At 38.8% G+C, this 12,524-nt stretch carries 7 protein-coding genes and 2 pseudogenes; 2 read left to right on the top strand and 7 right to left on the bottom strand.

Annotated elements, in window-relative coordinates; translation table 11 throughout:
* Window positions 1–53: 53 nt before the first annotated feature.
* From JCM9152_RS00910 to JCM9152_RS00900, 3 genes are all read right to left on the bottom strand, one after another.
* Complete coding sequence (locus JCM9152_RS00910) at window positions 54–713, bottom strand: YdeI/OmpD-associated family protein (RefSeq protein WP_035339974.1); 660 nt, start codon at window positions 711–713, stop codon at window positions 54–56.
* Between the two features lie 73 nt (window positions 714–786).
* The gene (locus JCM9152_RS00905; RefSeq protein WP_035339972.1) at window positions 787–1,503 is read right to left on the bottom strand and encodes a polysaccharide deacetylase family protein; all 717 of its coding nucleotides are present in this window, start codon (window positions 1,501–1,503) and stop codon (window positions 787–789) included.
* Complete coding sequence (locus JCM9152_RS00900) at window positions 1,503–2,216, bottom strand: MerR family transcriptional regulator (protein WP_035339843.1); 714 nt, start codon at window positions 2,214–2,216, stop codon at window positions 1,503–1,505. Before JCM9152_RS00900 ends, JCM9152_RS00905 begins: the two co-directional genes overlap by 1 nt.
* Before the next feature lie 140 nt (window positions 2,217–2,356).
* On the opposite strand from JCM9152_RS00900, the gene uvrA reads away from it, so the two are divergent.
* The gene (uvrA, locus tag JCM9152_RS00895) at window positions 2,357–4,819 is read left to right on the top strand and encodes an excinuclease ABC subunit UvrA (protein WP_035339841.1); all 2,463 of its coding nucleotides are present in this window, start codon (window positions 2,357–2,359) and stop codon (window positions 4,817–4,819) included.
* 54 nt (window positions 4,820–4,873) lie between these two features.
* Window positions 4,874–6,612: pseudogene (locus JCM9152_RS00890) on the top strand (ABC transporter ATP-binding protein).
* Between the two features lie 334 nt (window positions 6,613–6,946).
* Here JCM9152_RS00890 and JCM9152_RS00885 read toward each other — a convergent pair.
* From JCM9152_RS00885 to JCM9152_RS00870, 4 genes and pseudogenes are all read right to left on the bottom strand, one after another.
* Entirely contained in the window at window positions 6,947–8,515 is a 1,569-nt protein-coding gene (locus tag JCM9152_RS00885; protein ID WP_035339839.1) for a bifunctional metallophosphatase/5'-nucleotidase, read from the bottom strand.
* A gap of 298 nt (window positions 8,516–8,813) precedes the next feature.
* Window positions 8,814–8,966: pseudogene (locus JCM9152_RS00880) on the bottom strand (PhnE/PtxC family ABC transporter permease); the annotation flags it as partial.
* A gap of 181 nt (window positions 8,967–9,147) precedes the next feature.
* Complete coding sequence (gene pelA, locus JCM9152_RS21170) at window positions 9,148–11,556, bottom strand: pectate lyase (protein ID WP_052015435.1); 2,409 nt, start codon at window positions 11,554–11,556, stop codon at window positions 9,148–9,150.
* 101 nt (window positions 11,557–11,657) lie between these two features.
* Window positions 11,658–12,512 carry an AraC family transcriptional regulator gene (locus tag JCM9152_RS00870; RefSeq protein WP_035339835.1) on the bottom strand — a complete coding sequence of 285 codons (855 nt, stop codon included), beginning with the start codon at window positions 12,510–12,512 and terminating at the stop codon, window positions 11,658–11,660.
* Window positions 12,513–12,524 lie beyond the last annotated feature (12 nt).

The following is a 12,524-nucleotide window of genomic DNA, read 5'->3' as shown; positions in this document are numbered from 1 at the left end:
CTCCTAAGTAATTAGAATCTGTTCATATTGTAACATGATTTCTATTAACAATCTTATGACTTCTTAGCCTGCTTATATAAGTCAATAGACCTAAATCCATTCGCTAAACATTCAACCATTTGTTCTTTTCTCTTTTCTCTCGTCTTTTCTTGTTTAGCAGAAAAAATATACCTTGCCCAATCACGTCGATAACCCGGTGTTAAGCCTTGATAAAATGCGAGCTCCCTTGGATGACTGCTTAATAGCTTCTCGACTTCCCCAACTAATCCTTCATAATCGGCTACTTTTTGGCTCGCCGCAGAAGATTTCCGACTTGTTTTCTTCACTTGTATTCGTCTTATTTCAATGACTGTAAAAACATCATCCATACGAACCATACGTGAAAACTTCAAATCAGTCCCTGAAATATACCCGTCCTCCTGAACCTTCATAGCAGGGAAGATCGAATCGCGATGAATATACATATCATAACGCTTATTCCCTTTTTTCGGATACGCAAAAAAGAGTGAACCACCCTCCTTAATATAATTATTGTTCACTACTTTATTCGTTACATCGATCATTTCGTCTAATGAAAAGACATATGCAAATACCGCCTCATGCTTCTCTTTCAAATGTTTCGATTGCCCTTCTAGCAACTTGTAATCATCTGGCTCATTTAAGACAATAACCTCTTGAAAGCGATCAAATTTCAATTTTTCCACAATGCTCATCATCGATTACCTAGCCTTCCTTTTGAATTTCTTACATTTGCTCTCAGCAGTGACGAATGATGGCTACCGTCTCTTACTTCTCATACTTCAACAGTTCTGAAACCGTTTGAAATGTATAACCTAATTCCTCTAATTCTGTCACAATTCCTTCTACAGCTTTCAATGATTCAATTCTACTCTCATACATGACATGGAGCAAAATAATGGAGCCAGGTTCGATTTGTTTAACAACATGTTCAATAATAAGCTCCGTATCTTTTGCCACATCTGGGTAAGATTCAGGCTCAATGTTCCACATAATGGTTTTACGATCATTCTTAGATAAGTAATATGGAAGAAATACGAATTTCTTTCCATAAGGAGGACGAAAATGGATGTCACCCTCATAGCCAATCGAGCGAATAAGCTGATCCGTTTGCTCAATTTCATTTTTTATAAATGACGGAGATTTGAATACCATTCGCGGATGAGAATATGAGTGATTCCCTACCTCATGCCCTTCCTCTACTATTCTCTCTGCCGCTGCAAAATCTTGCTCAATTTCTAACCCTGTCAAATAAAAAGTCGCTTTGACCCCTTTCTCATTTAAAATAGCTAAAATTTCATCCGTAAACACCCCTGGCCCATCATCAAACGTCAAAGCAACGACTTTGTCATCTGTGTCCACTTTAGGAACAATATCTCCGAATAACTGAACACTTCTAGCACTAGAAAATTCATTTAAGCTATAACCTACTCCCACCATAACAAGTAAACTCACAATGAGAACCACTATGCTCTTTCTTTTCATCATTGCTCCTTCCCCCCTTTTCGATCTATTATTTCACATAATTGATATAAAAAGCCCATTCCTCTAAGCTGTTCCTTAATAATATAATCTAAATAAACTAAAGACTCCTTCGTTTTTTTAATCGCTTCAGCAATATTATTTTGATCCATCTCCTCTAATACTTCTCGTACTGTTTCTAATGATTTCACGGCTGTCTGTAGCGACCTAATAACAAGGAGTTTACGGAGATCTGATGCATCATAAATCCTATAACCATTTTCACCATCTCTCTTTGGTTTGATCAGCCCTTTCTTCTCCCAATGCCTTAATGTTGAATCTGGAACACCAATTTGCTCAGCAGCTTCTCCAATTGTATACATTTTTTTCTTAAAAGCAGGAACATTTTCACCACCTTCATCTCTTTCCAGTATAGCAAGAGCTTGCTCGGCTTTCTTTTTATGATTATGCATGTCCACTTGAACGTTATTGACAATCCATAATGCCTTCGTGAAGTTCCCTTCTTGAATAAGTGGCATCACGTCTCTAACAACATTCATCCCAAATCCTGTATTCATTGCCCGAATACATTCAAAATAGGCAACATGTTCGTCTGTGTACTCTCGATACCCATTTGAAGCTCGCTTTACTTTTGGTACAAGCCCCCATGCTTCATAATGACGAAGTGCACTTGTACTGATCTTTAAGCGTCGTGCTACTTCAATCGGCTTTACCATCTCATCACTCCTATCCTTATTGTAGAACCTTAAAGCTACATGACGGATCAATATTAATTATATCATGAAAATCTCTTGAAACTTTAGCACTTGCATTAATGTTATAAAATAAAGTGGTAATAACAAAAGGAGGGAATCATTTGAAAGATTCAATCATTATTCAAAGAGCACGAGAGCATAACTTAAAGAACATTTCACTGCAAATCCCCAAAAATCAATTAGTTGTACTAACTGGTCCTTCTGGATCAGGAAAATCAACACTTGCACTAGACACTCTACAAAGAGAATGTCAGCGTCAATACATGGAATCGATGGGCATGACAACAGACTCTGTTAGTAAACCAAAAGTCGACTCTATTACAGGACTCTCACCATCTATTAGTATTAATCAACATGTCACAAACCGTAACCCAAGATCCACTGTCGGAACGATCACAGATATGTATACCTATTTACGTGTGCTTTATGAAAAAATAGGTGAAAGATATTGCCCCAATTGCGAAAATACCATACATCCAACTATCGACAAAGAGGTGTTTGAAGGTCATCAATTCAAGCAATATCAAACTTGTCCCCACTGCCAACATCGCTTTGAAAAATTAACACGTAGTCATTTCTCATTTAATAAACCAGAAGGAGCATGTCTCTCATGTGATGGACTTGGACATGTCGCAGAATTGCAAACTAGCCTAGTTTTTAATGATAATCAAACAATTCAAGAAGATGGTGTGACCATTTGGAAAGGACAATTACGTGATTATCAAATAAGCATTTTACAAGCAGCCGCCCGCTATTATGAGATTGATATTGATTTAACCCTTCCATTGAAACAATGGAACACCCTTCAAAAGGATTTGCTCTATTACGGTGTAGAAAGTACGGCTTTTATGGCTCATTTCCCGGATAAACAACCACCTAAGACAGTAGGCCAAGGAAAATTCGAAGGGGTACTTACAAGTATTTGGAGGAGATATAAGGAAAAAGGCGGACAATCAGGTGAAGCACAGCTATTTTATACAAAAACATGTCCCACTTGTAATGGGGGGCGCTTAAAATCAGAAGCACGAAAAGTAAAGGTGTGCGGACAATCTATTACAGCTTTAGCTAACCGCTCTCTTGAAGAGGTGCTTCAATGGTTAAATGAGCTTAAGCAATCACTTTCGACTGCGCACTATGACTTCGCAGAAACGATTATCCATGATTTCAAAACTAAATTAACAAGAGTGATGAAGGTTGGTTTAGGATATTTATCCTTAGATCGCCAAACCATTACGTTATCTGGAGGCGAGGCACAACGTCTACGCTTAGCGACGATTCTCGGATCAGGTTTAACTGGGGTCTTATACATTTTAGATGAGCCAACTGCTGGTCTCCATCCAAAAGATACAGATGGACTCATTACGATAATGAAGCAGCTACGAGATCTAGGAAACACCGTTCTCTTAATCGAGCACGATTGTGATGTTATGAGAAGCGCTGACCATATTATCGATATCGGACCAGGCGCTGGAAGGTTTGGCGGAACGATTGTTGGACAAGGTAGTCCAACTGAAATTATTAATCAACCATCGTCGATTACAGGTCCATACCTTAAACATACGATTCAACCATCTGATCGAAGTCAATACAGACAAGGTGACGGTCATTATCTTACTATCCACCATGCCACTAAACATAATTTAAAAAACATTACCGCCAAATTCCCACTCCAATGCTTCATTGCTGTAACGGGAGTATCTGGCTCAGGGAAATCCAGCCTAGTATTTGACATCCTTTCGTCCATTTCAACAAAAGAATCAACAGGTTACGAAAGAATCACCGGCCTTGAACATATTAAGAATTTGGTTACAGTTAGCCAAGCACCACTTACAAGAATGCAACGTTCGAACGTTGCAACATATACAGATGTCTTTTCATTTATTCGTCAAGTCTATGCTGCCCTTCCTCTCGCAAAAGAATATGAACTCAAACCAAAAGATTTCTCTTTTAACACTGTTGGAGGAAGATGTGAGCATTGCCAAGGCCTTGGTTTTGTAACGACAAATATGCACTTCTTACCTGATGTAGAAGTGACTTGCCCTGCCTGCAAAGGAAAAAGATTTAAAGACCAAATTTTAAGCGTTACATTTAAAGGCTATTCGATATCCGAGTTATTAGATATGTCTATTACCGATACTCAATCTCTCTTTCAAGACCATAAAAAAATAGCACCTATCATTAATCTTCTATGCGAAATTGGACTCGGATATTTAAACTGGGGACAATCTGTAACAACATTATCTGGAGGGGAGGGTCAAAGATTAAAGCTGGCAAAAGAATTATATAAACAGAAAACCGGTCATACATTGTATATACTCGATGAGCCAACAACCGGATTACATCAAAGTGATATTAAGCAGTTACTTCTCCTCCTAAATCGACTTGTTGATGCAGGAAACACCGTAATCGTTGTCGAACATACTGTCGAAGTCATCCGACAAGCAGATTGGATTATCGACATGGGTCCTGAAGGTAGAGAACGTGGCGGAGAAATTGTTGTACAAGGTACACCTAAACAGGTCGCACACACACTTCAATCCTATACAGGTCATTATTTAAAATAGAGCCATAAGAAGTAATGAACATAATCTTATCTTTAATAATAAAGGAGCCCCTAAATGGAAAACGAACAAAACAACAGCCTCAAACCATTTTTCTCATTAATCTTTTCAACGAATATCCCTAAGCTAGCCTTAACGATTGGCTTAGTTGGGAGTCTTATTACAACATTAGTCGGTCTTTCGATTCCGTTATTAACTCGCGAAATGGTCGATGGCTTCTCAGCCGAAGCCCTTAACCTTACTTTGATTGGGATCATTGCTCTTGTTTTCATCATACAAGCCGTCATTGACGGCTTCTCCACATACTTACTTGCCTATGTCGGGCAGAAAATTGTCGCTTCTCTACGGCAAAGAATGTGGTTTAAGCTTCTACGCCTCCCTGTCCGCTATTTTGATAAAAAAACAAGTGGAGAAACGGTTAGTCGGGTTGTCAACGACACAGGTATCGTGAAAGATTTGATTTCTCAACATTTCCCTCAATTTGTAACTGGGATTATTACGATCATTGGTGCCGTGATTATTCTATTCATCATGGATTGGAAAATGACATTACTTATGCTTATTTCCGTTCCAATTACGATTAGCATTATGGTTCCACTAGGTAGTCGAATGGCGAAGATTTCTAGAGGGTTACAAGATGAAACAGCTACCTTCACAGGAGGTGTTCAACAAACATTAAGTGAGATTCGTTTAATGAAAGCATCCAATGCAGAGCAGATAGAAGAAAAGAAAGGCATGTCCGGAATTGAAAAATTATTAAAATACGGTCTACGAGAAGCACGTATCTTTGCTCTTATTGCTCCATTTATGTATTTAGTTGTCATGATCGTCATAGTTGTGATCATTGGATATGGTGGCATTCGTGTAGCAGATGGATCAATGACTACAGGCTCACTTGTTGCCTTCCTTCTTTATCTATTTCAAATTATTTTCCCTATCACATCCTTTACGATGTTCTTCACACAGCTCCAAAAAGCAAAAGGGGCAACAGAGCGGATTGTAGACATTCTTGACATCGAGGAAGAAGAAGGACAAGATATCGGAATCGAAATGGATATTACAAACGAACCGATCTCTGTCGAAGATGTATCGTTTTCTTATACGGAGGAAGAGCCTGTTTTACATCACGTTTCATTCCGAGTAGAGCCAGGGCAAATGATCGCCTTTGCCGGACCGAGTGGTGGTGGAAAAACAACGATGTTCGGCCTCCTCGAACGGTTTTATGAGCCGAATACAGGAGTAATTAAAATTGGAGATACACCTATACAACAGCTTTCCATGAAATCATGGCGAAGTCAAATTGGTTACGTATCACAGGACAGTCCAATGATGGCTGGGACCATTCGTGAAAACCTTTGCTATGGTTTAGAGCATATGGAAGAAATTGATGATAACAGGCTTTGGGAAGTAGCAAAAATGGCCTTCGCTGATGAGTTTATCAAGCAATTCCCAGACCAGTTAGAAACAGAGGTAGGAGAAAGAGGAATAAAGCTATCAGGGGGACAACGGCAACGAATCGCAATCGCACGGGCTTTTTTACGTGATCCAAAAATTTTAATGATGGATGAAGCAACAGCGAGTTAGATAGTCAATCAGAGGGGATCGTTCAGCAAGCTCTCATACGACTTATGGAAGGGAGAACAACATTTGTTATTGCCCACCGGTTATCAACCATCGTCAATGCCGATCAAATTATCTTTATTGAAAAAGGGGAAATCACAGGTATTGGCAATCACCAGGAGTTGGTCACTTCTCATACACTATATCGAGAATTCGCAGAGCAGCAGCTGACATAACGGTGAACAAGGTGTAGCACATGGTCTCATTGATCACGAGCTCCATTCGGTTCCTCATTCCTCTATTCACGCTCTGTCTCGTCTTTTTAAATTGTTACGGTTCCTCATTCCTCTATATTAGTTTTTTACTCAACTTGCCCTCATTTTGCTGGAATAGCGGAATGAGGATTCCCTTTCCTTCTTTGGCATTGATCTTATCAGTTTTTAGAGGAATGAGAATGACCTATTGGCTTTCTATATACTGTGCCAAGGATCGACAAGGACGAAGATATCAATCCTTAGCACAGACACCATTTGAATCTCTTTTTTGCACAGCTTCTTACTTTTCACTACTTTAATAAATCACCTTCCAATTCTGATCGGCTTCAACAAATAATTTCTGCTCTCTTTTCAGGTCTTCCACAAGTAGCTCTACCATATCCTGATGATAGTCTTTGACGATTTTATCCTTTCCAAACATATGATATCCTCCTGAACCACTTGCGCGATAACTGCTTGTAACAACTTCGTAAACTCCATTATTCAACGGCTCTCCACCCATCGATAAGTCTACCACTCGCTCACCAATCGGACGTCGCAAATCAATTGTATACTCAATCCCCTCCCACATGTCATAGTTATAGCTTAATAGACGTGGCCTCTCCCAATCTGAGTTAATATACACTTGTCCATCAGCATCAACCATTAAAAAAGAAGCTGATACTTCTAACGCTTGACGAAGATCCTCTCTTGTTAATTGAACAACAGCAAGTGAGTTAGGATACGGGTAAAGCGCATGAACATCACGACGACTAACCGCTTTATCAATAACGAGTGTATCTGGACGTAGCAAAGAAGTACAAGCAATAGCTGCGCCTGTATGCTTCATCATTGTTCGATTAATCCATTCAATAAAAGGGTGCTCCTGAAGCCATACATCATGTATTGGATCTTCTATTGCTACTCTATGAGAAACTGTGGCCATTTTCTCATCTAACCATTCATCAACTTCTAATTCGATTGACTTTAACATACTCGTAATCGTATCATCAGGCATATACAAATTCATCGGAAGTAACTCTGCAATAACCTTTTGAATACGAACTTCATTTTCTTTTTTTCTAACAGTCAAGGCCACTTTGCCAACAAATTCAGCCTGAGTTCCCGGTTGTATCACCGCTTTCTTTCCCTCTGTTACAACTGCATACTGTAAATGCTGGTGTCCCGTCAACAGCACATCGACACCTTCAAGAGCTTGAAGCTCGTTTGCTTGGTTTTCACCCGTATGTTCAGAAATCTTTTTATTCGTTACCGGATCATATTCAAAGCCTCCATGATAAGAAACAATAACAATATCACATTGCTCCTCCTCTTTTAAAAAGCGAACCCATTCCCTCCCTTTATCTACGGGATCAAGAAAATCAAAGGCTGCGATATGACGATCCGCTTCCCAATGAGGAATATACTTTGTCGTTAATCCTAATACTGCAACCTTCACATCATCAAACTTTTTTATCATATAAGGCTGCCCAAAATAAGGTTCATTCGTCCCTTTTTTCACAATGTTAGCAGATAGCCAAGGAAAGGAAGATTGAGATACGACTTTGTCTAGCCTTTCTTTCCCATAATTAAACTCATGATTTCCTAGCACAGCTGCATCATACTGTAAATAATCAAGTACTTGTACGATCGGATTCAGCGCTTCCGTTTCAGTCATGGCATAATGAGCAAAGGGAGTCCCTTGAATTAAATCTCCATTATCAATTAACAATACATGTTTATTCAAATTTCGTTCAGCTTGAATATATGTAGCAGCTTTCGCCATACCTTTCTGGTCATCTTTCGTTTTGTCTACATAGTTAACAGCAGACATTTTCCCATGTACGTCTGATGTTGCTAAGATAACAATTTCTATTTCTTTCATCACTCAATCACCCTTTCAACATTTAACCATTTACAAGCTTAGCTCTCATACGATTTGAAAACCACTCGACCATTAAGATGAGAATGACGAGTCCTATTAATATAGACCCTACCTCTGACCGAGGCCACTGAAAAAGTGCTATTTTCACTTTTTCAGTGGCCTTTAAGTAATGTGCGTAGCCGTTGCTCGATTTTGAAGGAAAGCCTTGTTATGAGTGGTTTTTTCATAGCAAGGCGCGCGACGAGCGGAGCCATTACTCTTCTTTGAGTTACTAGAAAGGACTTTTTCAGTGCTCTCCCTCTGACCAACGATAACTATTCATCGCGAATATCAGAGGAGCGCCAATCCCACCCGCACCAACTAAACCAAGTACAGCTGCATCACGTAAATTCATATCGAAACGATCAATCATAACAGAGAGAAAAATCGAAAATAATTGCGGGATGATTCCATTGAATTTTATAGCCATCATACAAATCAACTATTAACGTGCTATTAAGAAGAGTTTAAGTTTATGTAAATCAACGGTTTCACATATAAAAATTTGCTCATAATAAAATCATTCGATCTCCATCAAACCCTAAATAGAAAATGCACCGCCATTCATTTGCGATGCATTTTCCATCATTTAATTAATCACCTTGAATACGATTAGTCGTTTTCACAATCGAATCAAGAGCAAGTGATCGATTTAGATGATCCTTTGATTGATCACGAAAAACCCGAGCATAAACCTTATTTTCATAATAACCTGTTGTTTGTGCAACCTCTAATAGTTGCTGTGGCCAAGTCCCCGCCCACGAATAGCCTAATCTTCTTTCCTCTTCAATTTCTTCTAAATTATGTTTAATTACTCCATCTCTACCGGAGAATATCGGGAAGTCTGTTCCGATTTGATAAAAACGATACCAAACTGTACTCCCTGGATGATCTAAAAAGTAGGGATATGTCCGATTATCATAACGAGTATCCAAGATTTTCACTTGATCAAAATACGACAGAGCACTACTTACCGCCGTTTGAATCTCTTCAGTTTGCTCAGGTCTAGCCATTAGCCAACGTATCACGGGTATGGACTCGCTCGCCGTTATCGAAGGATGCTCATAACTTCGTCCATGCTGCGGTTCATACGTAAAAGGATCATGTTGCTGTCCCCATGCTGTCAACTGTCCATCTACTTCAATTTGTGCTTTCAGAATATAATCTAATGCTAAATCAATAGAAGACCCCACCTCTTGAATGAACTCATCATTCACTATATCTGTATGAAAAGGGGCTTCTCTATTTACCACTTCATCAAACAATTCAAGCACATTAGTCATAGCGGCGTCATTGAACGTCACATAATTTGAATACCAAACTGAGCTAGATTCATCAGCACCTCTTTGTGGATAAACTTGCCTTATTCCGCCAGATGGATATTGCAGCTTAAATAAAAATTCAAAGCCTTGATCTACACTCTCCTTAAAGCGCGGGTCACCTGTCATATTATAAGCAGCTGCAACAGTTCTTATTTCATTAATCGTTGCATCATTATCAATCGTTCCTAGCTCGACACCATTAGAAACCCATTCTGATCGTGATTCAACCCCATCCCATTCTCTCGTATAAATATGCGGGAAGTTCTTCGTCCATCCTCCATGCTCCATTTGCCAAGTAATCAAATTATTAGCCTGATCTACAATATCTTGGTTATAGGAATCATCCGGAATGTGTTCAATCGCTGCAACCTTAGCATCATTCGTTAACGCATTCTCCAATTCATACACTAAAACAGTATAGCCTAGTTGGTTCACACCAACACTAGCTTTCGTCACTTCAAGCTTACTCAACTGTGGATTTAATGTAGCCCAAGCCCCTGCTCCATATACCACTTCAATGTCGTATGGGCTTATTTCCTCAAAGAAACCATTTAACGTTACTACTATTGTCGTTGGGCTTAATGCATCCACGTTTATAATATGAACCTCTTGATCACCTACTTGAGAATATTGTTGGACCTTCTCAATGAGCCGTTGTAAATGATGAAAGGTAAGAGGCTTATTAGGGTTAAACGTTTTACTTGTATGTGGCTCTAATAACTCATTCGCAATGACTGCACCAATAGCACCTTTCACTAATTCATCTTGTCCATTCAAATCACGATATTGGTTCGCTATCTCCACATCCCCATCTAACTGTAAAGCACTAGCAACAACTAGCGCCACCTCCGCTCTCGTAATAGGCTTATTTACATTGATTGAATTCAAGCCCTCTAAATATCCAGCCTTATGTGCAGCTTGCAGTACATAGAGATACCACTCATCTTCCTCGATCCCCCAATCTTCTGAAAAAGAGTACGAATCAATCCCTTTAAATTTCACTTCATTCGTATAGCCAAAAAGGGAGTTAATCGATGCATAAAACTGGAGCTGCTTTACAGGTTGATTTGATTGATATGATTGTTCAGTAAGCAATAGTCCTTCCTGTTGCCAATGTTTAATATGATCTTCATTAATACGCTCTTCCAATGAAACGACTGGATAGCTAGGATCATCTGGTTGTTCCCCTCCATCATAACCTTCAACCACTTTTAAAACATCAATATTAGGTCCTCCCTCTGGTCCTACACCAGTGAGTCGGATTGTATGCACTCCCTCTGCCAATTCCACTACCGCTTCAGAAGTCCCCCATTCATTCCAAGCTCCCGTAGATTCAAAGGCTAATTCAGCTTCTATTACTTCATCATTTACTCGTACTTCACCAGGCCGATTTAAGAAGGCGCCATGCGCATAACGAAATTGTAGCGTGTACAACCCGGCAGTAGCAATCTCCACATCCCACTCGACATAGCCTCCAGGTACGTTGGGTGTAAACTGAATAAAAGCAGTTCCAGTGTACCCTTGGTGATTATCGTTCAAAATAAAGCCTTCACCTTTTGCCTCCTCTGCATGATAGATTGCTTCCTCTGCATTTACAGGAAATACTACCATCAACATTAAAAAAACGAGCATAAATACAGCTAAACTTAAACGTATTGCACCTTTTATTCGATTTACCATAAAGAGCAGCTCCTTTCAGTTTTTATTCAACTCAATTGTAAACGTTTTCATTTTGCAAATGTTGATTGAAGGAGCCTCTATTCTTTACATATATTGTTCTACTAACCTTTTATCCTATGTTTATCACGATAAGTTGATGGTGAGATTCCTAAATGCTGCTTAAAAACTCGACAAAAATGAGCATGGTTAGAGTACCCTACCTTTTTACTAATGGTATTTATGTATTCATCGGTTTCGATAAGAAGTCTCTTAGCCTCATTTACCCTAACTGCATTAATATATTGGACTACTGTACAACCTGTCCATCTTCTAAATTGGCGACATAAATGCTGCTCACTAATATGAAATTCTTTAGCTAATTGTTGTAATGGAAGGTCTTTTTCAAGTTGATCATATATATATTTCATAACTCTACTAATAAGTACTTCTGAAGGCTGATTATGATAAATATTTGAGGAACTATCACTTTGTTTTTCATATAATCTTTTACTTAAAATAAGTAATTGAATAAGCAAAGCTTGAATATACAAAGAGGATTCACATTGTCGTTCGTTGTACTCATATAGTAAAATTTCTACTATTTGACTAAACCTCATCGTATCTTGATCGTTTAATGTGACAACGGTTGGGCTTTTACTAAAAAGAATGTCAATGAGGTACAATGCATGCTGAGGAATAAATGACTCTCTAAAATTCATGACAATTCGATAATAGTTATGGTTATTAAGTGTGGCCGTTTTATGGGCAATATTACGATTAATAAAGACTAAACTTTGTTCTTTAATCGGATAATGAATATTGTGTACTATATAAGCTCTTTCACCCTTAATAAGAAAGTAAATCTCAAAATCATCGTGCAAATGATACGTTCTCATTTCTCCCTTTGAAGATCCGTCAGGCTCAGAGTGAATATAAAAAGAATGCTCCCTTTGTGAAAAATTAATATTTTTGACCATCAGTAGCCTCCT

The organism is Halalkalibacter hemicellulosilyticusJCM 9152 (assembly GCF_000513115.1).
Lineage (GTDB): Bacteria > Bacillota > Bacilli > Bacillales > Bacillaceae_D > Halalkalibacter > Halalkalibacter hemicellulosilyticus.
The sequence above is the reverse complement of the archived record's forward strand: the minus strand, read 5'-3'. Positions and strand labels throughout refer to the sequence as shown.